The sequence below is a fragment of the Granulicella pectinivorans genome (genome assembly GCF_900114625.1).
GTDB classification, from domain to species: domain Bacteria; phylum Acidobacteriota; class Terriglobia; order Terriglobales; family Acidobacteriaceae; genus Edaphobacter; species Edaphobacter pectinivorans.
Map to the genome: position 1 here is coordinate 4,082,245 of NZ_FOZL01000001.1, position 23,672 is coordinate 4,105,916.

Annotated in this window: 18 protein-coding genes and 1 riboswitch; of the genes, 9 read left to right on the forward strand and 9 right to left on the reverse strand. The window is 62.0% G+C overall.

Features of this window, described 5'->3' with window-relative positions:
• Positions 1-72: 72 nt before the first annotated feature.
• Positions 73-1,359, reverse strand: coding sequence for a DotU family type IV/VI secretion system protein (locus BM400_RS16395; protein WP_141223973.1), 1,287 nt, complete (start codon positions 1,357-1,359; stop codon positions 73-75).
• 99 nt (positions 1,360-1,458) lie between these two features.
• Here BM400_RS16395 and BM400_RS16400 point away from each other — a divergent pair, with 99 nt between their 5' ends.
• Complete coding sequence (locus tag BM400_RS16400) at positions 1,459-3,711, forward strand: glycosyl hydrolase (RefSeq protein ID WP_089840751.1); 2,253 nt, start codon at positions 1,459-1,461, stop codon at positions 3,709-3,711.
• Between the two features lie 25 nt (positions 3,712-3,736).
• Entirely contained in the window at positions 3,737-5,044 is a 1,308-nt protein-coding gene (locus BM400_RS16405; RefSeq protein ID WP_175529065.1) for a rhamnogalacturonan acetylesterase, read from the forward strand.
• A 194-nt stretch (positions 5,045-5,238) separates the two neighbouring features.
• Here the strand turns inward: BM400_RS16405 and BM400_RS16410 are convergent, their stop codons facing one another.
• From BM400_RS16410 to BM400_RS16425, 4 genes are all read right to left on the reverse strand, one after another.
• Positions 5,239-6,198 carry a formylglycine-generating enzyme family protein gene (locus tag BM400_RS16410; protein ID WP_089840754.1) on the reverse strand — a complete coding sequence of 320 codons (960 nt, stop codon included), beginning with the start codon at positions 6,196-6,198 and terminating at the stop codon, positions 5,239-5,241.
• Positions 6,195-7,022 carry a peptidylprolyl isomerase gene (locus BM400_RS16415; protein ID WP_089840756.1) on the reverse strand — a complete coding sequence of 276 codons (828 nt, stop codon included), beginning with the start codon at positions 7,020-7,022 and terminating at the stop codon, positions 6,195-6,197. The genes BM400_RS16410 and BM400_RS16415 overlap by 4 nt, the downstream gene beginning before the upstream one ends.
• A 263-nt stretch (positions 7,023-7,285) precedes the next feature.
• Positions 7,286-8,764, reverse strand: a complete 1,479-nt coding sequence (locus BM400_RS16420; protein ID WP_089840758.1) for a sulfatase family protein — start codon at positions 8,762-8,764, stop codon at positions 7,286-7,288.
• 36 nt (positions 8,765-8,800) lie between these two features.
• A complete protein-coding gene (locus BM400_RS16425; RefSeq protein WP_089840760.1) occupies positions 8,801-9,400 on the reverse strand; it encodes a histidine phosphatase family protein in 600 nt (199 codons plus the stop codon).
• A 72-nt stretch (positions 9,401-9,472) separates the two neighbouring features.
• Between BM400_RS16425 and BM400_RS16430 the strand changes: the two genes are divergently transcribed.
• The 7 genes from BM400_RS16430 (at position 9,473) to BM400_RS16460 (ending at position 19,371) form a co-directional block, all read left to right on the forward strand.
• On the forward strand, positions 9,473-9,691 hold the full coding sequence (locus tag BM400_RS16430; protein WP_089840762.1) for a CbtB domain-containing protein: 219 nt from the start codon (positions 9,473-9,475) through the stop codon (positions 9,689-9,691).
• A 3-nt stretch (positions 9,692-9,694) separates the two neighbouring features.
• Positions 9,695-10,417, forward strand: coding sequence for a CbtA family protein (locus tag BM400_RS16435; RefSeq protein WP_089840765.1), 723 nt, complete (start codon positions 9,695-9,697; stop codon positions 10,415-10,417).
• 25 nt (positions 10,418-10,442) lie between these two features.
• A riboswitch (cobalamin riboswitch) is annotated at positions 10,443-10,630 on the forward strand.
• A 60-nt stretch (positions 10,631-10,690) separates the two neighbouring features.
• A complete protein-coding gene (locus BM400_RS16440; RefSeq protein ID WP_175529066.1) occupies positions 10,691-11,581 on the forward strand; it encodes an ABC transporter substrate-binding protein in 891 nt (296 codons plus the stop codon).
• Complete coding sequence (locus BM400_RS16445) at positions 11,578-12,345, forward strand: ABC transporter ATP-binding protein (protein WP_175529067.1); 768 nt, start codon at positions 11,578-11,580, stop codon at positions 12,343-12,345. Before BM400_RS16440 ends, BM400_RS16445 begins: the two co-directional genes overlap by 4 nt.
• A gap of 29 nt (positions 12,346-12,374) precedes the next feature.
• On the forward strand, positions 12,375-13,334 hold the full coding sequence (locus tag BM400_RS16450; RefSeq protein ID WP_175529068.1) for a FecCD family ABC transporter permease: 960 nt from the start codon (positions 12,375-12,377) through the stop codon (positions 13,332-13,334).
• 2 nt (positions 13,335-13,336) lie between these two features.
• Positions 13,337-17,701: a cobaltochelatase subunit CobN gene (locus BM400_RS16455; protein WP_089840774.1), complete on the forward strand. Its 4,365-nt coding sequence runs from the start codon at positions 13,337-13,339 to the stop codon at positions 17,699-17,701.
• Complete coding sequence (locus tag BM400_RS16460; protein WP_089840776.1) at positions 17,698-19,371, forward strand: AAA family ATPase; 1,674 nt, start codon at positions 17,698-17,700, stop codon at positions 19,369-19,371. Before BM400_RS16455 ends, BM400_RS16460 begins: the two co-directional genes overlap by 4 nt.
• A 28-nt stretch (positions 19,372-19,399) precedes the next feature.
• On the opposite strand, the gene BM400_RS16465 is transcribed toward BM400_RS16460, so the two are convergent.
• The 4 genes from BM400_RS16465 to bluB are packed head-to-tail and all read right to left on the reverse strand — an operon-like array spanning position 19,400 to position 23,671.
• Positions 19,400-20,488: a pyridoxal phosphate-dependent aminotransferase gene (locus BM400_RS16465; RefSeq protein WP_089840778.1), complete on the reverse strand. Its 1,089-nt coding sequence runs from the start codon at positions 20,486-20,488 to the stop codon at positions 19,400-19,402.
• Entirely contained in the window at positions 20,485-21,447 is a 963-nt protein-coding gene (gene cbiB / locus BM400_RS16470) for an adenosylcobinamide-phosphate synthase CbiB (protein WP_089840780.1), read from the reverse strand. Before cbiB ends, BM400_RS16465 begins: the two co-directional genes overlap by 4 nt.
• On the reverse strand, positions 21,444-23,012 hold the full coding sequence (locus BM400_RS16475; RefSeq protein WP_089840783.1) for a cobyric acid synthase: 1,569 nt from the start codon (positions 23,010-23,012) through the stop codon (positions 21,444-21,446). Before BM400_RS16475 ends, cbiB begins: the two co-directional genes overlap by 4 nt.
• Positions 23,009-23,671: a 5,6-dimethylbenzimidazole synthase gene (bluB, locus tag BM400_RS16480; RefSeq protein WP_175529069.1), complete on the reverse strand. Its 663-nt coding sequence runs from the start codon at positions 23,669-23,671 to the stop codon at positions 23,009-23,011. The genes BM400_RS16475 and bluB overlap by 4 nt, the downstream gene beginning before the upstream one ends.
• Between the last annotated feature and the right edge of the window lies 1 nt (position 23,672).

Genomic DNA, 23,672 nt, shown 5'->3' on the forward strand with positions numbered 1-23,672 from the left:
ACGGTGGCAGGGAGACCACACGTGAGACAGACACGGTTCCTGACTGTCAGGAATTGCGCTTTTATTGGCAATTTACTCTTGCGAGACGGCCAACACCCTTGGCGGACCCGGTGTTCCGTCGGTGACGGTCGTGCCCAGGACGATCTGGAGATTGGCGTGCGCCTTGTCCAGAGGAGCGGCTTTGGCGACTGCCTGCATCAGTTGCGGGTTGCTGAGGAGTTCCCCTGCGGCCTGGGTGCCGTAGGTGTATAGGCCTCCGATGACGACCACGATGTGACCGGTCTCGGAGTTCCAGATCCGAGAGATCAGGGCGTAGTCCTGAAGAGGTGGCCCCCCGGACTCCCCCTGATGTTGGGTCGATTTATCCGTCCCCCAGGCCCACGTGCGCTGGTCGGGATTCTTCGTATCTCTTATATAGATGAGGTGTTGATCTGGATCGAGAGCGAGGGTATAGCGCATCTGACGGCTGAGACGGAGGCTCCACTCGTTGTTGAAGGCACCGATCAGGACAACTGGACCTTCGCGCAGGTCGGAGAAGGAGCTGACCGACTCCTGTCGGATGATGACCTTCTTGCCTCGGGAGTCCAGGATGCCGAGCACCCGGGCGACGGTGACCATATCGGCGAACGGCACGGAGGGGGATGAGGTCTTATGGATGACGGGGATGTCTCCCGGTCGTCCCTCCCCCGCAACGGGCGGGCTGGGAGGTCCATTGGGGACGTCGCCGACGGCGATAAGCACCGTTCCCGGCGTATCGACAACCGGTGCCCAGAACAGGTCCTGCGCGCCTGGTGCGTGCAACCAGCGATAACCAAGAAGGATGCAGGCGAGCAAAACCACAGTTGTTCCGGCCATCACCCAGGGCAGAACCCGTCGTACCGGCACTGGCTCGATTCCTGGCGCGGACTCTTCGGCAGCGGCGGGGAGTGCGTGCGGCATCTCCGGAGCAGGTTCAACCTCGGACGGCGGCGCGAAGTGTGGGACGTACGAGCCAGGAACGAGGCTCATGCGCAGTTCCGAGCGATGTTTCGGGTCGCCGTAGTAGATCGCCAACCGCTTGCGGAGCTCAATGGCCGCCGTGCGGACGACGTGGTCGACGTTGGTGTCGTACGAGGGTTCGCGACCGAAGACCTCGACGCCGATCGTGCGTTCCTTGATATGTTCAGCCGCACCCCGCAGCGTCTCTTCGACGACATCCCGGAGAAACTGCACCGACCGCTTGCTGGAACGGAAGACGTGGTCCCGCACCAGAATCTCAAGCTGTTCGCGGATAGCCTCCGGGGTCAGTTCGGTGCGGATTTCTTCCTGGACATCGGCGGGCAACATAGTGGTGTCGACCGCGATTCTAGCATTTGGCATAGAGGTCTGGTCCGTCGCACGACGCCTATTTTCAAATGGAAAACTATTTCCTATACTTCGTCCGAACCATGTATAACTCGGTGCGGAGGCTGTATCCGGATGAGCGGTCGAACTCTTAACAATGCGGTGAAACTTGCGGCGTGTGCCGTGTTTTTCGGTTCGGCCTATGCGCAACAGCCCTGGCAGCGGATGCAGATGCCGACGGCGACTGACGTTGCCAAGGTGTGGGCGGCGCCTCCGCCGGAGTATGGCCCGGAACCCTACTACGGGCTCAATGGGGCGGCGACGATCGAGACAGTCCAACACGACCTCGACACGATGAAAGGTCTCGGGTTCCAGGCAGTGACGGTGCAGGCTGGCGGAGGCATGCTGCAGACCTACCTTTCACCGGAGTATCTTGCTTTCTTCAAACAGTTTGTCGGCGAAGCAAAGAAGAGGTCGATGCGGGTATGGATCGTGGACGATATCGGCTATCCGAGCGGATTTGCCGGAGGCAAGTTCACGACTGACAAGCCCGCGTTACGGATGCAGGCCCTCTCAATTGCCAAACGTCTGCCGGTGAAGGGCGGGGCTACGCTGAGACAGGCAGTGGGGCCGGATGTGGTTGCAGCCGTGGCGGTTAGCTCCACGGGCCAGCAACAGCCGGTGAAGATTGACGGCGAGACCCTGACGTGGGCCGCGCCGACCGGGTCAGATTGGGAGGTTCTGGTGGTCGAGCATGTGTTCCGCACTTCGCCGACCAGGAGCGACACCAATCCAACGCACCAGAAGGATCAGTCCCAGTCGCTCGAGGACTACCTGAACCCGGCAGCGACCGCCGCGTACCTGGGTTTCACACACCAGAAGTACTACGACGCGATGCCGGAGGAGTTTGGAAAGACGATCCTGGGGTTCCGTGGGGATGAGCCAGACTACTCCATCAACGGGTTGCCATGGACACCTGCCTTGTTCGAGCGTTTTCAGCAGATTAAGGGATATGACGTTCATCCTTACCTGGGGGCGATGCTGGCTTCGCTGCCTGCGCGAGGCCAGACGGCCGGCACCCTGACGCAAAAAGAGTTGCGTGCCAAGGGCGACTACTACGACGTGTTCTCGCAGATGTTTCGCGATGGTTTTTTCAAGCCGCAGAGTGAGTGGTGTGCTGCCCATCATGTCGAATACCAGGTGCATTTGAACCACGAAGAGATGGAACTGGCGCTGGTGCGTTCGGAGGGCGAGTTCTTCCGCGATATGAAGTACGTTCAGGTTCCTGGGATCGACAGCATCTGGCACCAGATATGGCAGGACACGATCTCGGATTTTCCGCGTCTGGCGGCGAGCGCGGCGCATATATACGGGCATCCCAGGGCGTTTACGGAGACGTTCGCGGCTTATCGGCCTGAGCCAGACGGGCAGATGGCCCGGTACATTCTGAACGAGCAGCTCGTGCGCGGCGTGAATCTGGTGGAGACGATGTATTACCCGTCCACGGCGAGTCCGGCGACTGCGACCCGCCGTGGTGGTGGTCCATCCGCCCTGATGCGGGATCCTTCGTGGCCGGGGCTGATGCAGTATGTGCGTCGCATCAGTTACGTGATGAGCATGGGGAGACCCGATGCCTCGGTCGCGCTTTACCTGCCGTCAAGTTCGCTCTGGCTTGGCGATGCGGACGCGGACCGTGCCTTTGTTGCGTCGGAGCAGATGCTCTCGGAGAGGCAGATCGACTTCGATGTGATCGGTGGGGATGCGCTTGCGAGTGATTTGGAGGCGGGCAGAGGCTATCTTGAGACGCTGAGCGGGAATCGTTATCGGACAGTGATTGTGCCTTCGGCTTCGGTCATCAGCCAGGTGGAGCTTGATCGCCTGAAGGCCTTCGCGCAGGGCGGCGGGAAGGTTTTGTTTCTGGGGCGAACGCCTTCGCTGATCGCGGGGAAAACGATGCTGGACGGGCGCGAGGCGACTGCCGTGGACTTTGGCTTTGCGGCCGTCGAGACGTCGGCGCAGCTTCCGGAGACACCGACGCCACCGGCACAGCCACCGGCGGTCGCGCTGACGCCGCAGGTGGTGCCGGCTGCGATCGAGAAGGCGGTGAATGCTGCTGTTGGTGTGCGGGACGTTTCGCTCGATGCGCCGGACGCGTCGCTGAAGGTGATCAGCCGCAGGCTTGCCGATGCGGAGGTGTATTTCTTCTTCAATGAGGGGCCACAGGCTGCGTCGCATGCGGTTACGATTCATGGCAAGGGGAAGACGGTTTCGGTGTGGGATCCGGAGACGAGTGTTGTCTCTTCCCTGCCCTCCACGCACCATGGAGTCGACACCACCATCACGCTCGATCTGAAGGGTCACGAGACGCGTTTGATCTCGGTACGGTAAGCGAATGTTGACTATGAGGCATGCCATGCACGATGTTCGTCGTTTTGCTTTTGTCTGCCTGTTGGGCGCGACGTTGCCGGTTTGTGCCGCGGCGCAAGCTACTGATTTGAAGTTCGATTTCGGATCGGGCAGAGCGGGTTTCACCCATGTGGCCCCGACCGATTTGTATGCGGAATCGACGGGTTATGGATTTGAGCCAGGAGCGCAGCTTGCGAACGGCGATCAAGGCAAGACGACGACCAGCGGGGCTCCGTTCTTCTTCTCGGCGCGTGTTCCTGAGGGGAACTATACCGTGACGGTCAGTCTTGGCGACTCTTCGGTTTCTACCACGACGACGCTGAAGGCAGAGTCGGGGCGGTTGATGGCGGAGCGGGTTGAGGTGCCTGCTGGGAAGGTGGTCGAAAGGACCTTTACGACGAATGTTCGGACGCCGCATCTTCCGAAGTTACCGCTCAATGCGACGGGGCGGGAGGAGATCAGTCTCGACCAGTTCGACCGGGCCAATGTGCTGGATTGGGATGACAAACTGACGATCGAGATCAACAGTCCGCATGCGGCTTTGCGGTCGATTTCGATTGTTTCCGCGCCTTCCGCTCCTACGGTTTTTCTGGCTGGGGATTCGACGGTCACGGATCGCGATGGCGGCAATGATGTGAGCTGGGGACAGCTTTTGCCTCGGTTTTTGAAGCCGGGGGTTGCTGTTTCGAACCAGGCGCAGTCGGGGGAGACGCTGAAAAGCTTTGCGAATGCGCTGCGGCTGGACAAGATTCTGAGCCAGATGAAGAAGGGGGACTACCTCTTTCTCCAGTTCTGCCATAACGACTCGAAGGAGGCTTGGCCGCAGACTTATGTCGATGCTTCAACAACTTACAAGGCTTATTTGAAGGTTTATATCGCTGAGGCGCGGCTGCGGGGGGCTACTCCTGTGCTGGTGACGGCGATGGATCGGGGGGATCGGACTACGGGAGCGCCGATGCATGGGCATGGCGGGTATCCGGAGGCGGTGCGGGAGGTGGCGCGGGACGAGAATGTGGCATTGATCGATCTTTATGCCGTAAGTCAAACATTCTATGGGGCTGCGGGAGCCGATGCACCGAAGATTCTGGCGGATGGGACACATTCCACGGCGTATGGCGGGTATGAGTTTGCGAAGGCGGTGGTGACGGGGATTCGGCAGAATCGGCTTCCGCTGGCGAGCTATGTCGTTGATGATTTTAGGGATTTCGACCCTAGCCATCCGGATACGAGCGCGGCGCTGAACCTGGACGGGCTGTTCAGTAAGCGGGAGGCACGGCGGGCGGCGGCGGGGAATCCGGGGCCCGGACCGCTGTAGTTATCCGGGAAATTTCTCTTGCCCGTATCGTGGCGATCCAAAGGGGTTACTGGCTGTGGTGCGGAAATGCCCATGTTTCACCAGGAACTTTTTGGACGCTCAAACATGGGCAGATGCATGGATATTGTGGCCAAATGTATGGAAAATGCGATTTCGCGGAAAGCGGCTTGTTTCCGGTTCGATGAACGCACATGTCACCGGATATCGCGCACGCAACGGAAGCTCATGTTGGTGGTGGCGCTGTCGGGTGTGTTGGAGGAGCGGGCGGCGACCCGGTAGCGGTTGCAGTAGGACTTGTGGCAGAGGTAGGAGCCGCCCTTGAGCATACGGGCCGTTCCGGTCGGGGGGCCGATGGGGTTCGTCCGGGTGGCGTTGAGGTGGTACTCGGCGTCGAACCAGTCGGCACACCACTCCCAGGTGTTACCGGTGGTGGAGTAGAGGCCGAAGGCGTTGGGGGGGAAGGCGTCGACGGGACTGGTGGAGGGATAGCCATCCTCGGCGGTGTTTTGGGTGGGGAAGGTGCCCTGCCAGATGTTGCAGAGGTGGCGACCGCCAGGGGTAAGCTCGTCGCCCCAGGGAAAGAGCTTTTGTTCGAGACCGCCGCGAGCAGCATACTCCCACTCGGCTTCGGTGGGGAGACGCTTCCCTGCCCAGGAGGCATAGGCGACGGCGTCGTTCCAGGAGACGTGGACGACGGGGTGCGAGGGGCGGGCGAGGATGTCGCTGAGGGGGCCTTCGGGGTGGTTCCAGGCGGCACCTTCGATGCGGCGCCACCACTCGACGCCGTGGACGGCTTGGCTTTCGAGCTGCCCGGGTGTGAGGTCACCCTGGAAGACGAACGACCAGCCGAAGAGCTCGGACTCGGTGCGGTAGCCGGTAGCCTCGATAAACTTCGCGAAGGCCTGGTTGGTGACGGGGGTGGGGTCGATGTAGAAGGGGTCAAGGGTGACGCGGCGTACGGGGCCTTCGCCGTCGGCTGGAAAACCCTCCTGGGCGTCAGTGCCCATGAGGAAGTCGCCTCCTTCGAGGAGGATCATGTCGCCGGTCGAGCCTTCGGTCGCACGGATGCGCTGGGCGGAGAGTTCCGTCGAGGCGGCGAGGCGCTCGGCGCGGTGTTTGCTGGGGACACAGCATGCTGGAGGCGTGGGCTTCATAGGGTCCCTTCTATCGTCGCGGCGCGGTAGGCTTCTTCGGTGGCGGCAGCGATGGTGCGATTCTTGCGTTCTTCGAGGATGTGCCGAGCGATGTTGAGACGGAGTTCTTCGAGGGACTCGTAGCCGGCGGACTTGCGGCGCAGGACGGTGGCGATGTGAAGTCCGAAGACGGTTTGGAAGATGGGCGAGCGCTGGCCGGGCTTGAGGGCGAAGACGACTTCGTCGAAGGCTTCGACCATGGTGCCGCGCTCGATCCAGCCGAGAGTGGCTTTGCCGCCGCAGTCGGAGAATCGCTCGGCCACTTTGGGGAAGGCTACCCCGCGGTTGAGTTGCTCTTCGGCTTGCTGGATACGGTCGCGGGCGATGGGCTCGTCTGCTGGGCGTTCGATGTTGCAGACGATGTGAGCGGCTTCAATCTGCTCGGGGATGCGGAACTGCTCGCGATGCTCGCGGTAGAAGCGCTCGACCTCGGCGCGGGAGGGGCGGAGTTCGTGGCGGGTGAGCCAGTGGCAGTACTTCTCGATGAGAAGGTGGCCCGCGATGGATGAGGCCATGACCTGCGTGCAGACGGAGGCGCTGGAGGTTCCCCATTGGCGGGAGCGTTCGTTGAGGACCTCTTCCGGAGTAACGGTAAAGCCGGCGGCGATGGCGCGTTGACGGAGGAGGACGTTGCGGAGGACGCGACGCTCGGCGAGATGGCGGAGGCGGTCGAGTTCGTGTTCCGCACCGGGCTGCGTGGGGTCGATGCTCTGACCGCCGAGGTGGCGGAACTCTTCGAGGAAGAGTGCATCTTCGATGCGTTCGCCGTTGATGGTGATTGGCACGTTTTCTCCGTGTGCTTTGCCCTTTCGGGCGGGATGTTCGGAATGACGATAGCCTCTTGCGGTGATGTCTGCATGGAGAGTGGCTTTTCTTTGAAGAACTTCTTTCGAGGGGTGATGCCTTGGCTGACCTCAAAAGTAACAGCAACGGCCCGGGGCAAAAGCCCCCTTTCTGGTTCGTGGCTCGACGTGAGGCTAAAGCCCCACTCGCATCCGAAGGGCAACGGCAACCGCAAAGACAACGACAACAGGGTGTTGCCGTTGGTTTACAAATCCTGTCGGGGCGCGATGGCCCTGGGGTGGTCTATGTCCATGGGGTCGCCTAACTCTTTCTGATGGCGCTTGAAGGTGGCGATGAGGTTGAGTTTGATCTGAGCGTATCCGGGATCGTCGACAAGATCGTGCATCTCCCAGGGGTCGCGCTCGAGATCGAAGACCTGGAAGCGATTGAGCTGCGGATAGAAGATGAGCTTGTGCTTCTGCGTGCGGATGGAGCGCTGGACCGTGTTGAGCCAGCCGAACATGGCGTCGTACAGGGGCGCGGGCTTTTCGGCGCGGAGCATGGGGACGAGCGAGGGGAACTCGACGTGCGGCGGGATTGCTACGCCGGCGAGATCGCAGGTAGTGGCGTACATGGAGTGCTGATAGACCATCTCGTCGATGCGCTTGCCGGGCTGGATGCCGGGGCCGGAGATGAGCAGAGGCATACGCATGGAGCACTCGTACTGGTTCTGCTTGCCCATGAGGCCGTGCTCGCCGACGGCGAGGCCGTGGTCTGCGGTGAGGATGACGTAGGTGTTGCCGGCCTTGCCGGAGGCCTTGAGAGCGTCGAGGATGCGGCCGATCTGGGCGTCCATGTGCGTGATGATGGCGTAGTACTCGCGGCGGTGGGTGCGAACGGCGTCTTCGGTGCGCGGGAAGGGCGCGAGGATCTCGTCGCGGGTCTTGTGCTCGCCCTGATCGAAGGGATGCTCGGGGAGGAAGTTGGGCGGGATAGCGATCTTGTCGGGCGGGTAGAGGTCGAGGTACTCCTGCGGTGCCTGACGGGGGTCGTGCGGGGCGTTGAAGCCTACGTACATGAAGAACGGGTTCGTTTTGGTGGGGACCTTCCTGATGAGGTGGTCGATGGCGGCGTCGGCGTAGAGGGCGCTGGAGTGCTGGATGGTCTCGTCCTTGCGGTTGAGCCAGATGCCCTTCTTGAGCCAGTGGCCGAGGAGCTGCCGGTTGGTGGGGTCCCAATGGTTGCCGGGGGCGGGGCGGTGGTACATGTCGGGCGTCGACGGGAGGTAGCCGGGGGCTACGGGGCCTTGCTCGGAGAAGGAGCGCTGGAGGGTGACGGCGTCAAGGTGCCACTTGCCGGTGATGAAGGTGTCGTAGCCGGCCTCGCGGAGGGTCTGGCCCCAGCAGGGTTTGTCGCCGGCCTGGTTGGCTGCGTCGGATTGTTCGGCACGGAAGGTAGAGAGGCCGGTGTTGAGCATGGTGCGACTGGCTACGCAGACGGCTCCGGTCCAGGAGCCCTGATGGAAGCAGTGGGTGAAGTGGGCTCCGGAGCGGACGAGGCTGTCGAGGTTTGGGGTGTGGACCTCGGCGTTGTTGATGGCATTGATGGTGCGGAACATGAGGTCGTCCGCGATGAGGAAGAGGAAGTTGGGCCTGGAGGATGGATCGCTGAGGGCGAGGGCAGGCCTAGCCTGGACGGCGGCGAATGCAGTGGAGGACAGTCCGATAAACTTGCGTCGATTCATGGATGCTCTCAGTTCGTGGTGAGGATGAGGATGGATCTAGTCGAGGAGTGCCTGGGTGAGAGGCACTCCGGTGGAACGCAAGCGCCAGGTGTCGCCGGTGAGGCGGATGTCGGTGAGGGTGAGGGGGGATGGCTCGATGCTGCGCAAGGCGTGATGGGGTGGGACCTGCAGGATGTAGGCGAGGGCGGCGCGTACGACCGAGGTGTGGGTGATGGCGACGACGTGGCCGGTGGTGCGGTGCGACTCGATCCAGTTGCTTATGCGCTCGATCTGGCTGAGGAAGGACTCGCCCTGATGGGGACGGGCGGATGGGTTGATCAGCCAGGTTGCGAGGCCGTCGGGGTCTTCGGTCTGGAGGGTGTCGAGGGCGATGCCGCTCCACAGGGCGTAGTCGCACTCGCGCAGGTCTGGCGCTTCCACTGCATGGAGGCCGAGCGCTGACGCGGTTTGCCGTGTGCGCTGCTCCGGTGCGGTAACTGCGTGGGCTGCGGCGGGTGCCTGCCAGGAGATGGCGGAGAGGGTGTCGAGCGACTGCGGATCGAGGGGTTCGTCGCTGGGGAAGATTCCGGCCTTCTGCTGCGCGGTGGCGGGGTGCGTGATGAGCGAGATGCGGACTGGCGGAGAGTATCGGCTCATAGACGGTTTTATTTTACGAGAATTGTGTGCGCTACACTGGAAGGCGACGCAAGCATCCGGAGGAGTTTCACCATGGCATCTGAAACCGCAGGCTCGATCGCGCGCCCCACTTTTGTACCAACGATTCCGCTGTCTGAGCTGATCCCGTGGGCGGTGTTTGGCGGTCTGTTGCTGTTGTTGGTGCTGTACTTTGTGGGCGCGGAGCAGGGTGCGACGCATATGCTGCGCGGAAGCTCGGTGCATGAGTTCGTTCACGATGGCCGCCATCTGCTTGGCTTCCCCTGCCACTGAGCGATGACTCGTAGTCTTCTGATTCGCGGGATGGTGGTGGGCGTGCTCGCCGGTCTGCTGGTGTTTCTTGCGGCGCGCGTGCTGGGAGAGCCGCAGGTGGATCGCGCGATTGCGTTTGAGGCTGCCGCGGATGAGGCAAAGGGCGAGGCTGCGGAGCCGGAGGTGGTGAGCCGGCATGTGCAGAAGACGTTTGGACTGCTGACGGCCGCGGTGTTGTATGGATCGTCGCTGGGTGGGATTTTCGGGCTGGTGTTCGCGTATGCGCATGGGCGGTTTGGGCCACGGAGGCCGCGGGCTCTGGCTGCGCTGCTTGCTGTGGCGGGGTTCGTCACGGTGTCGTTTGTGCCGAGTTTGAAGTATCCGGCGGATCCTCCGGCGGTTGGTAATCCCGAAACAATTGGTGTGAGAACCACGGCGTTTTTCCTGATGATCGCGATCTCGATTTTAGGGATGGTGCTGGCGACGAAGGTGAGCCGGGTTGCGGCGCGGCGCTTTGGGGCTTGGAACGCAGGGCTTGTGGGGGCGGCGTTTTATGTTGGGCTCGTGGGCGTGGTTGGTTATTTTCTGCCGACGATCGATGAGGTTCCGGTGGGGTTTCCGGCCGATCTTCTGTGGCGTTTTCGGCTTGCGTCGTGGGCGTTACAGGTGGTGCTGTGGGGTGCGATCGGGTTGTTGTTCGGGTGGCTTACGGAGCGGGATGCACGATGGTCCGGTGCGATGGTCTGACGGCGGTCGCAGGATGCAGCGTGAGACAATGGGTCAGACCCACGGTGCCCATGAGGGCTTAAAAGGGAAGTCCGGTGCGATACCGGCGCGGTCCCGCCACTGTAAACAAAGAGACGCTGCCTGCGTTACCACTCGGTTGCACCGGGGAAGGAAGGCAGTCCGGTACGATGTGCCGCTTTGAGTCAGGAGACCTGCCAGGGTTCATGTTGCAACGTTCTGCGGAGAACAGACGCCTTGCGCCCTATAGCCGGTACGTTCCACCCCAATTCGCGTGTGTTCCCTTCCCTTTCGCGGCGAGCCTTTGCGTGTTCGCTGGTTGGCTTGATTGCCACGATGCGGCTGGATGCGCAACAGCATCGGCGGATCGTCTCCACGGCGCCGAGCATTACGGAGGCGCTGTTTGCGCTTGGGCTGGGTGACCAGGTGGTGGGCGTGTCGCGGTACTGCAACTATCCGGCACAGGTGGAGAAGCTGCCCAAGGTTGGCACGTATATGAAGCCGGATGTGGAAGCGATCGCTCGACTGGCTCCCGATCTGATTGTGTTACAAACCGCCTCCGCGGTGCTGACGGAGAGGCTGAAGGCGATGCGGATGACGTATGTCGAGGTTCCGCATGGGACGCTGGAGGATGTCTATACGGGGATTCGCCTGATTGCGAACGCCGCGGCTGTGGCGGATCGAGCGGTGGCGCTGATCGGGAAGATACAGGGGGAGTTGGCGAAGATTCAGGCGAAGGCACGGGTGTTGTCCTCGCCGCGTGTTGCGGTGGTTGTAGACCGGAGGCAGGGCACGCTGGGCGACCTGACGGCGATTGGGCCGGACAATTATCTGAATGAGATTCTGGGGATCGCGGGCGGGACGAATGTGTTCGCGAAGGCTGGGCTGCCGCGCTATCCGCATCTCTCGCTCGAGGCGATTGTGCGGGAGAACCCGGATGTGATCTTCGATTTGAGCAGCACGCAGGACAGCGAGGCGATGCGCGAACAGGCGCGGCCTGCGGTGCTGGCGCTGTGGGCGCAGCATGCGGGGCTCAAGGCTGCCGCGAGCGGTCATGTTTACTTCGGGACTTCGAATGCGTTGCTTGTGCCGGGGCCGCGTGCACCGGAAGCCGCGCAGTTGTTGTTCGATTTTATGCATGGCGTGGATGGGAGAAACAAGCGGTGAAGGATGTGCTGGCGATCGACGGCCTGAGCTTCTCGCATGGCAAACGGCAGGTGCTGCGGAATGCTACGTTTCGTGCGCAGCCGGGGGAGTTTCTCGCGCTGCTGGGTGTCAATGGAGTGGGCAAGAGTACGTTGCTGGATATTCTGGCGGGGCTGCGTGAGCCGGATGGCGGCACGGTGGAGATTGATGGGCGTGCGCAGAGGGCATGGGGTGAGCGTGAGCTGGCGCAAAGGGTGAGCCATCTGCCGCAGGCGATCCATGCGGACCTGCCGTTTACCGCGGAACAACTGGTTGCGATGGGAAGGTATCCGCATACGGACCGGTGGTTCGAGTCGGAGGAAGATCACAGGCTGATTCAGGCAGCAATGGAGAGGACGCATTGCTGGCATCATCGGCAGAGGACGTTCGGAACGCTGAGCGGCGGAGAGCGGCAGCGGGTGCTGCTGGCTGCGTGCCTGGCGCAGGGCGCGTCTACGTTGTTGCTGGATGAGCCTTCTACGTTTCTCGATATCGAGCAGCAGTTGCATTGCTTCAGCGTGCTGCGCGAGGAGGCGCGAAGGGACAAGGTTTGTATCGCGGCTACGCATGACCTGAACCTTGCGCTGACGCATTGCACGCGGTTGCTTGTTCTGTCGGAGGGCGTGATCGCGTATGACCTTCTGTCGTCCGAGGCGCAACGCGATCAGGCTTGGCTGAGGCTGTTTTCGTCGCGGCTTCGGATCGACAGTACATCGGCGGGGACGCCGTGGGTCTGGTATCAATGAAGACTTCGCGGGAGAGATCGAGTCTCGGTGTGTCGCTTCTGGTGTTTGTGGTGGCCGCGTTGGTGTTGCCGTGGATCGGTGCGGGACCGATCAGCCTCGCGCATGTGCTGCATCGCGAGGGGCCGGACTACGACATTCTCGTGCAGCTTCGGGTGACGCGCACGCTGCTGGCCTTGCTGGCGGGCGGTGCGCTGTCGCTGGCGGGTTCGCTGTTTCAGGCGATGCTGCGCGATGCGCTTGCGACGCCGTATACGCTGGGAATTACCGGGGGCGCTTCGCTGGGGGCGGTCGCGGTGATTGCGGGTGGGTGGCCGGTGATCTGGGGCATTCCAGGCACGTGGTTCGGGGCGCTCGCGGGAGCGTTTGTGGTGCTTGGTCTGGTGATCGGCGGATCTTTGCGCGGACGCCGGATCTCGGCGTTCAGCATGCTGTTGACAGGCATTGCGATCAACAGTGTGTGTGCGGCCTGCATCATCATCCTGGGAAGTTATTCGGGGATGTCGCGCTCGTTCTCGATTGCGCACTGGTTGATTGGGAGTATCGATTCGATCAGCTACGCTTCGCTGGCGGTGCTCGCTGCGATTGTGTTTGTTCTGGGTGTGTTCATCCTGACCCAGGCACGCAACTGGAACCTGCTCGCGGTGGGAGAGCAGTGGGCTGCGTCGCGTGGGCTGCGGGTGGCGCGCGTGATGCGGAGCGGATATATCGCCGGCTCGATTCTGGTTGCGGCGGCGATCGCTTTGACGGGACCGATCGGCTTTGTGGGTTTGATTGTGCCGCATCTTGTGCGGCGAAGGGTAAGTGCCGACCACCGCATCCTGTTGCCTTGCGTGTTCCTGCTGGGCGGCGCTTTTCTTGCGTTGTGCGATGCGCTTGGACGGAGCGTGATCGCTCCGGTGGAGGTACCGGCCGGGGCTGTGCTGGCATTGCTTGGCGGGCCATACCTGGTGTGGGTCGTACGGCAGAGAAAACCATTGGAGGAAGCATAGCCATGTCGACACAGCATCGCCAGCGCGTGATTCGGGCGGATGGACGCGCCTTCAACATCGTGCAGCACAGAGCCCACCTTACGTATTGCTACACGGGATGCTGCTGCGGCATCACGGAGCGCGGATATGCGGCTGTGCCGGTGGATGTGTATACGGAGGAGTGGCTGCGGCGCAAGATGCGACAGGATGTTCACCTGACCAAGGGCGGATGTCTTGGACCGTGTGCCCTGGCGAATGTGGTGAGTCTTGTGTTCGACGGCAAGAGCATCTGGTTTCATTCAGTGAACAGCGCGTGGCAGGTGCGGCAGATCTTCGAGTATGTGGACTCGATGCTGAAGGCGGATCGCTTTCTGCAGCCACCGTCGGAGCTGAGTGAGTATGTCTTCAACTACTACGACTGGGATGTGCGGCTGCCGAGCGCGGCGGAGTCCATAACGACGCTGGAGGTGGTGAAGCCGCATGGCGCCATCATGCTGCTGTCGCATGCGGATACGGATCTGCTGACGTTGATGAAGGCCGCTGAGACGATGCCGGAAGAGCTGAAGGTGAGTGGGTTCTCGCTGAACGCACTGCGCACCGAAGATCAGATGCATGTGCTGATCACGGGAGAGATGAGCAAGGCCAAGGTGATCGTGGTGCGTTGCCATGGGCCGTTGCATTGTATCCCGGGATTCGACCGGCTGAAGGCAACGTGCGCGACGCGCGGTCAGTCGCTGGTGCTGGTGAGTGGATGCGGAGAGAACACTACGGAGTTCTCGGAGACCATTCATACGCCGCTCGACGTGATGCAGACTGCGGCGTCTTACCTGGATCTGGGTGGCGCGGCCAACTTCGGGGAGTTGTTCCGATTTCTCTCCGACCGGTTGATGCTGACTGGATATGGCTATGCCGCGGCGAGTGCGATGCCGGAGCATGGGATCTATCTTCCGGAGACGGAGGGCGCGACGTTCGAAGACTGGCAGAGGCAGGCGGACCCTGCGAAGCCCACGGCCGCGGTGTTGTTCTATCGCGCGCATCGCATGAGCGGCAACACCAACTTTATCGATGCGATGACGGCGGCACTGGAGAGCCAAGGTCTGAACGCGCTTTGTGTCTTCACTTCGAGCCTGAAGGCGCTAGAGGATGGTCGGCCCGCAGTGTTTCGGTTGATTGAAGGACGCACGGATGTTCTGGTTTCGACGCTCTCATTTGCGCTGGGTGAGGTGAACACGGGCTCGGTGACGGATGCGGGGGATGGTGTTGGTGCGTTTGACGCGCTGGGAATACCGGTGGTGCAGGCCATTGCGAGCGGCATGCCGAGGGGCGCGTGGGAAGGGTCGCGGCGGGGACTGAACGCCCTGGATACGGCGGTGAATGTTGCGATTCCGGAGTTCGATGGACGCATTATCAGTGTGCCGGTTTCGTTCAAGGAACGGAGTGCCGCAGGTGCGGAACATCTGTATGTGGCGCACGCGGATCGAGTGAAGCGAGTGGCTGGAATTGCTGCGCGGCTTGCTGCGTTGCGCAGGACGCCAAATCGCGACAAACGGATTGCGTTTGTGCTGACCAACTCTGCCGCGAAGGCTGCGCAGGTGGGTGGTGCGGTTGGGCTTGATTCGGCGGCGAGTCTGCTGACAACTTTGAGAGCGATGCGGGCGCGGCGCTATAGCATCGCGGCTTTGCCCGATACGTCGGATGCACTGATGCAGGACCTGTTGCGGCGAGGGACGTACGACGATATGTATCCGCTGGACCCTGCGCGGGCGCAACGCTTCTCGCGGACGGGCTATCGCGCAGTCTTCACGAAGTTTCCGGAGAAGGCCGGCCGCAGGATGCAGGACTTCTGGGGACAGCCACAAGATCGCGGTCCAAGTATTTTGCCGGCGAAGAAGACGGATAAGAAGCTGCTGCCTACGATCGGTGGCAAGGTCGTTTCGATCGACCAGGAAGAGCCGTGGGGAGACGACCGCGACTATTTGTTCGCTGCGATGGAGTTGGGCAATGCATTGATTGCGTTGCAGCCTCCGCGTGGCTATGGCATCGATCCGGATGCGATCTATCACACGCCCGATCTTCCACCGACGCACCACTATGCGGCGTTCTACCGATGGCTTGCGACGCCGCAGGCCGATGGCGGGTGGGGGGCGGATGCGATCGTCCATATGGGCAAGCATGGAACGCTGGAGTGGTTGCCGGGCAAAGGGATTGGACTCTCCGGGGAGTGCTATCCGGATCTGTTGCTGGGCGATCTGCCGCTGGTGTATCCGTTTATCTTGAACGATCCGGGTGAAGGCAGTCAGTCGAAGCGGCGTGCGCATGCGGTAGTGGTGGACCATATGACGCCGCCGATGACAACCGCGGAGACGTATGGTGCGCTCGCGGAGTTGAACCAGCTCGTGAACGAATACTATGCAGTGGAGAAGCTGGATCCGGCGAAGCTGCCTTATCTGCAACAGCAGATCTGGGAGCTGGTGGAACGGACGAATCTGAAGGCCGATCTCGATATGAAGACCATGCTGACGCGGGAGCGTGGGGATCATACGCATGAGTGGGATGATGCGCTGACACCGGAGGGTGTGCCTACGACGCTGGCGTCGATGACGGGCAATGAGGTCGCGCATCTGATTGAAGATCTCGATGGCTATCTCTGCGAGCTTGGCATGGCGCAGATACGCGATGGTCTGCACATCCTGGGGCAGATGCCTCCCATGCCAGAGATGCTGCGTTCGTTGACGCGGCTGGCGAACATCAACGTGCCGAGTCTGCAGGCGAGCCTGGCTACGGCGTTTGGGTTTGATCTTGCGAGCCTGCTGGATGCACCGGGAGAGCGGCTTGAGGAAGACAGGCAGCTTCTTGGTGTTACGTGCTACACGCATGCCGATGTGCTTGAGACGCTGGATCGCGCTGCGCTGGATCTGTTCACGATGCTGGAGACACTTGGGTTTCGTGCCGAGGCGATCGAAGAGGTGCAGCGTGCAGTGATTGGGTTGGCGACGGCGGAGATGACAGCGGCGCTCCAGTTCGCGTGTGTGGAGCTGGTGGCGAAGCTCGAACAGACGGGCGATGAGATTGAACATTTACTGGATGCGCTGGAGGGCAAGTATGTGCCGGCGGGGCCAGCGGGAGCGCCGACGCGTGGGATGGCGCATGTGTTGCCCACGGGACGCAACTTCTATGCGGTCGATCCGCGTGCTTTGCCTTCGCAGGCAGCCTGGCGGGTGGGACAACAGTTGGCCCATGAAGCCGTTGAGCGCTTTCGCGCCGAAGAGGGCAGCTATCCGGAGATGATGGGGTTGAGCGTGTGGGGAACGTCGCAGATGCGGACGCATGGAGACGATGTTGCCGAAGCGTTCGCGCTGCTTGGAGTGCGGCCGGTGTGGAGTTCGCAATCGCGAAGGCTGGAGAGCGTTGCGGTGATTCCTCTGGGTGAGCTGGGGCGTCCGCGCATCGACGTTACGCTACGGATCAGCGGATTCTTTCGCGATGCGTTTCCGCATCTGATCGAGCTGTTCGATGAGGCTGTCGGCATGGTGGTTGAGCTGGATGAACCGCTCGACCAGAACTTTCCGCGGAAGCATTACCTTGCCGACCTGGCCAAGCACCATACGATGCCGGATCATGAGGCGCAGGCACAGGCGCGGTATCGCATCTTCGGGTCGAAGCCAGGATCGTATGGGGCGGGGATACTGCCGCTGATGGAGACCGGCAACTGGAAGAACGATGACGACCTTGCGCGGGCGTTTCTTGCTTGGGGCGGCTATGCCTATGGCAAAGGAACCGAGGGTGTGGACGCGCAGCCTGTGTTCACGGAACGCCTGAAGTCAATTCAGGTTGCGCTGCATAACCAGGACAATCGAGAGCATGACATCTTCGACTCGGACGACTACTTCCAGTTTCATGGAGGCATGGTCGCTTCGATCCGGGCACTTACGGGGAATCAACCCAAGGCCTACTTTGGGGATAGCTCCCGTCCTGAGTCGGCGCAGGTGAGGGACCTGAAGGAAGAGGCGCTGCGGGTGTATCGATCGCGTGTGGTGAATCCGAAGTGGATCGAGAGCATCAAGCGGCATGGATATAAGGGTGGCCTGGAGCTGGCGGCCACCGTCGACTATATTTTTGGCTTCGATGCGACTGCGCATATCGCTCCGGACTTCGTGTACGAAGGGCTGGCGGAGCATTATGCGCTGGTGCCGGAGATGCGTGCGTTCTTTGAGGCGTCGAATCCGTGGGCTCTCCATGCGATTGCGGAACGATTGCTGGAGGCGGCGCGGCGTGAGTTGTGGGAGGCGCCTGCCGCGGAGACGCTCGAGAAGCTGCGGGGGATTTTGCTCGATACAGAGACGCTGCTTGAAGAGCAGGGCGAGCGTCGACGAGAGGCGGTTCTATGAGATCTCCAACCTATCCGTTTGCCGCTGTCGTGGGCCAGGACGCGATGAAGCTTGCGCTGCTGCTGGCCGCGGTGGATTGGCGTCTGGGGGTTCTGCTGCGCGGCGATAAGGGGTCGGGCAAGACGACCACGGCGCGGGGGCTCGCGGCGTTGTTGCCTTCGCCTGCCCCGTTCGTGAACCTGCCGCTTGGAGCCACCGAGGATCGGCTGTTGGGTGGGCTTGACCTGGAGCGTACGCTGAAGGGCGAGCCGGAGTTGAAGCGCGGTCTGCTGGCGGAGGCGCATGGCGGGATTTTGTATGTCGATGAAGTGAATCTGCTGCAGGGGCATCTGGGCGATGCGCTGTTGGATGCCGCGGCGACGGGGGTGAACTACCTCGAGCGTGAAGGGCTGAGTGCTTCGCATCCGGCGGAGTTCGTGCTGCTGGGCAGTATGAACCCGGAGGAGGGTACGCTGCGCCCGCAACTGCTGGATCGATTCGCGCTTTCGGTGTCCGTGGACGCTCCGGACGAGCCTGCGTTGCGGCAAGAGGTTGTGAGCCGGAGGATTTCGTTTGAGCGCGATCCTGCGGGATTCGCCGTGGCGTGGGAGGCTGCCCAGGAAGCACTGCGGGAGAAGATCGCAGGGGCACGCGCGCGACTTGGTTTGGTGGAGTGCTCTGCGGAGATGTTGCGTTCGATCTGCGCGGTGGTCTCTGAGCGAGGCATCCGTTCGCTGCGTGCGGATCTGGCGGTGATGCGCGCAGCGGCTGCGTATGCGGCGTTGTCGGGCGAGGAGGCCGTCGGGGCGAATCATGTTGAGGCTGTGTTGCCACTCGCGCTGGGCCATCGGGCGCGAGATGCGAACCGCACGCAGAGGCCACCGAGTTCACCACCTCCACCCAGGCGGGAGGAGGAGAAAGCATCCGGGGCGAACGAAGACTCGGGCTACACGGCCGAGCGCGTGTTTGCACCGCGATCCGTGGAGACGACGATGGTTGCGTCGCCGCATGAGGGTGGGCAGCGCGGTGGGGCTGCGGTGAAGGAGCCCGGACGCGGGCCAGTTACGGGTCAACGCGCGTCGAGCCAGCCGCGTGAACTCGATCTTCTGAGCACGGTGAAACATGCGCTGCAGGAGACGGGGTCACTGCAACCGCGCACCTCCGACCTGCATGAGCGGGTGCGAGATGGAGGCGCGGCGAGACGGCATGTGATTGTGATCGACTCCAGTGGATCGCATGCGATTCATGAGCGGATGCGGCTGGTGAAGGGCGCAACGGAGAGTCTGTTGACGCGCTCGTTCCGGCGAGGGGACGAGGTTGCGATCCTTGTGTTTCGCGGCACATCCGCGGAGGTGCTGGTTGAACCTACGTCGAACCTTGCGGATGCATTGACCGCGCTGGAGTATCTGCCTACGGGGGGACGAACGCCGCTGGCGCATGCGCTGGAGTTGAGCAAGGGGTATGTGACGGCGCACACGACTCTTATTGTGATGACGGATAGCCGGGCGAATTATCCGCTCTTTGGGGGCGATCCGTGGAGAGAGGCGCTGGATGTTGCCGCACAGATTGAATGCGGTGCGCTGGTTGTCGATACGGAGATTTCTCAGAATCCGCTGGGGCAGGCGAGGTTGTTGGCGGATTCGCTGCGTGCTCGGTATGTGACGCTGGAAGAGTTGATTGCGACCGGCTAACGGGAAGGCGCTTCCCTGGCGGCTTTCGTTAGAGGTCTCGCAGGATCGATGCGAAGGCATGGACCAGACGAGCGTTGTCGTCCTCGTCGCGCACGGCACAGCGGAGATGATCGCCGGACAGCCCTTCGAAGTTTGTGCAGTTGCGCAGCACGATGCCAAATTCGCGGATCATGCGGTTCCAGAACACGCTTGCCTCCATGCGTGCGGGTAGACGAAGCAGAAGGAAGTTGGCAGCGGACGGGTATGTCTCCACTCCCAGTGCATGGAGCTGGATGCTCAGCGTTTGACGGCGATGCTCGTTGCGTTGACGAGACTGCTGCACGTAGTCGATGTCATCCAATGCTGCGATGACGCCTCGGCTGGCAAGCGTGGTGATGGCCCATGGAGCGAGCGACGCGGAGAGGTGTGCGGTGAGCTGCCGATTGGCGAGGACATAGGCTACGCGCAGACCGGGCAGGCCGTGGAACTTCGTGACTGAACGAAAGACCGTCAGATGCGGGAAGGTGTCCACGTCGGCGGAGAGGGATGCCTCGGGTGCGTAGTCGATGAAGGCCTCATCCAGCAACAGGCGGATGCCGAGGCCATTGAGCTTTTCGACCAGGCGCAGCATTGTGGATCGAGTAGCGAGGACGCCGGAGGGGTTCTGTGGATTCGCGAGCAGAACCGCATCGCAGCCGGCATGGCTTGCCGCGGAGACGAGCGTTTCAGGGTTGTAGATGAAGGAGTCTGGCTGCAGCGGGAATGGGACGATCTCAGTCGAGGCGAGTTGGATTGCTCGCGCGTACTCCACGAATGCAGGTACCGGGAGGAGGCAACGCCTGACGGGCTGGATCCTAAGGAGGGTTTCGAGCAGAGGAACGAAACCGTTGGCTACGGTGATTGTCTCGAGCGGGACGCATGCGTAGGTTGCGATCGCTTCGCGCAGGGCGAGTTCTGCGAGGTCAGGATACTCTTCGAGGATGGAGGCTTCGTCGAGCGCCTTGCGGATCGCCGGTATCACCGAGAAGGGTGGACCTTCTGGGTTGATATTCGCGCTGAAGTCCAGCAGGCGCTCCATGGGCATGCCGGCGAACGCTGCGATGGTGTGTCGCTGCCCGCCGTGGCTGGGTAGTTTCATTGCTCTCCTTTGTGCCTGCTGCGGCAGAACGCAAACAGGACGCAGACACCGAGGGCGAGCGCGGCTACGCGCGCTGTGGCGCGGATCGCATCGCGGGCCTTTGCGGGGGTGGGTGCGGCGAACTCTTCTCCCATCCGTTGCGCGGCGATGAGTTCGCCATCGTAGGTGTTGGAGCCACCGAGACACACACCCAGCGCACCGGCGAGCGCAGCTTCGGGCTGGCCTGCGTTAGGACTCTTGTGCCTGGATCCATCGCGTCGCCATGTGGCCCACGAGGCTGGCGCGTCAGCAGCGGACGTGAGCACGAAATAGAGAGCCGTAAGGCGTGCGGGGATGAAGTTTGCGGCGTCGTCGAGGCGCGCGGCGAACCGGCCGAAGTACTGATACCTTGTGTTGCGATGGCCGATCATGGAGTCGAGTGTATTGACCGCCTTGTATGCCATGGCGAGTGGAGCGCCGCCCAAGGTCAGGTAAAACATCGGTGCGACCACGCCGTCTGATGCGCTCTCGGCGAGCGTCTCGATGAGGGCCCTGCTGATCTCATGGGTGTCGAGGTGCGCGGTATCGCGACCCACGATGCGTGCGATGCGAAGTCTTGCCAGGGCGAGATCGTTTGCGTCCAACGCAGCGCTTACGCTTTCCGCTTCCTGGTGCAGATTGCGTGCGGCGAGGCAGGTCCATCCAAGAAGAGTCTCCACAGTGCGTCCGATGGCGGGTGTAAGCCGATAGGAGAGCGCGATGGCCTGTTGCGTCAAGATATACGTCGAAGCCACCAGAGCCGTCGAGAGAAGAAGGCCCTTCATACACTGTGCCGCTTCGTCGTCCTCATCGCGGCGGATGAGGGCTTCCCCATGCTCGATGGCAGCACCCATCGCGCGGACGGGATGGGGAAACCATTCGGGATCGCCGGCGACCTGATCGACGAGAAAGGCAGCGGGGAGCAGGATGGCTCGTTTCATCGGGGTGGCTCCGCTTTGCTGCTTTCGTAGCGAAGACCTGCCCAGCGGAAGATCGTGTTCATATCAAGGGCGGCTTCCACGTGAGAGGCCAAGCGATTGAGTTCGTTTTCGCGCACGGTCTTCCAGTCCGCGAACTCTGTTGCAGGGCTGAGTGTATAGAAGGCACGGACGTCTGCGAGGAATGCGTGGCGAAAGGCGTCCTCGTCAAAGAGACCGTGCAGGTATGTCCCGAAGATGTGTCCCGCAGGGGCTATGCAGCCATCGGTATATTCCGTGCCTGGAGTATCGAGGCGTGCGATGCGCGCAAAGGGCGCTGCGTGTTCGAGATAGGTCGTTTCTCCCACGTGGATCTCATAACCGCAGACAGGGATTCCGGAGAGGTGCGCACCCAGTGTGCTCCCCTCGATGACCGCGCCGTGCGCCAGGCTTGTTATCTTGTGTGCCAGCATGGTGGTGTGGATCGGCAGCAGACCCAGGCCCGCGAAGGTGCCAGCGTGCTCTATGCCTTCGCTGTCGAGGATGGTATGTCCGAGCATCTGCATGCCTCCGCAGATGCCCACGACCCACTTCGCGATGGCGTGTTTTTCGATGGCTGCATCGAGGCCTTGCGCACGGAGCCAGAGGAGGTCGTCCACCGTCTGCTTGCTGCCGGGCAGGATCACGACGTCGGCCAGGGTGAGGGCTTCGGTGGTACGGACAAAGTGCAGGGCGATGGATGGCTCGGCGAGGAGTGCGTCGAAGTCCGTGAAGTTGGAGAAGGACGGCAGCGCGATGACAGCGATGTTGAGAGGGCGCGACGAGTTCGTGTCGGGTTTCCACTTCAGGCCGGGTTCGATGCGGAGCCCTACCGAATCTTCTTCGTCGAGTTTCAGATCTTGCAGAAAAGGTACGACGCCGAGGCACGGCTTTGCGAGGCGCTGCTCCATCCTATGAACGCCGGAAGCGAGCAGGGACAGATCGCCGCGAAACTTGTTGATCGCGAAGCCGTCGATGCGGGCCTGCTCTTCGGGGTCAAGGAGCAGAACCGTGCCGAGCAGAGAGGCGAAGACACCACCACGATCAATGTCACCGACAAGAAGGCAGCGGGCGTCTGCCATGGCGGCGATGCGCATGTTGACGATATCGTGCTGTTTGAGGTTGATCTCGGCGGGAGAGCCTGCGCCTTCGATCACGACGACGTCGTAGGATTCGGCCAGCGTGGCGTAGCTTTCGCGTACGGCAGGCATCAACTCCTCGACGCGGCGCAGATGATAGTCCGAGGCGGAGAGCGATCCCCAGATCCTGCCGTGCACCACGATCTGCGAACGCATGTCGCCCATGGGCTTGAGGAGGATGGGGTTCATGTGAACGGATGGCGCGATTCCCGCAGCTTCGGCCTGCAGGGCCTGCGCGCGACCAATCTCGAGACCCTCGGGTGTGGCTGCGGAGTTCAGAGACATGTTCTGCGATTTGAAGGGTGCGACGCGGACGCCGTGCTGTGCGAAGATGCGGCACAAGGCGGCGACGAGAAGGGATTTCCCGACGTGGGAGCTGGTGCCGAGTACCATGATGGCGCGTGCGCTCATGGCTGCTCCCGGGCCTGGTATCGCTCGTAGGAGACGACGTCGGCGAGCGCCTTGCGTCGCTCCCAGCCCTGTCGCTCGAGCTCCGGCGCGTTGCCGAAGCCGTCGACATAGCCGAGACAGAGGTAGGCGACAAGCATGAGTTCAGCGGGGATGGTGAGGATGGAACGCAAGGCATCGGGCGAGACGATACTGACCCATCCGACCCCGACGCCTTCCGCACGTGCGGCGAGCCAGAGATTCTGGATGGCACAGACGGTTGAATAGACGGCCGTCTCCGGCATGCTCTGTCGGCCGAGGCCGTGCCCCTGCGTGCTTTGCGCTTCGCAGACGATGCATAGGTTTTGCGGGGCTTCGAGGATACCTTCGAGTTTCAAGGCAGAATAGGCGTCGAGACGCGCGCCGGTATAGATCTGCGAGGCCTGTTGGTTTGCCTCGACGAAGGCATGATGGACCTTCGTGCGTGTTTCGATGGACCGCACCACGATGAAGCGGGTGGGCTGCATGAGACCGACGGAAGGGGCGCTGTGCGCCGCGGCGAGGAGGCGATCGAGGAGTTCCTGCGGAAGAGGAGTGGGCAGGAAGCCGCGACGGACATCACGCCGCTCGGAGATGGAGCGGTAGACCGCTTCGCGCTCCTCGGGCGTGTAGGCCGATGCCATC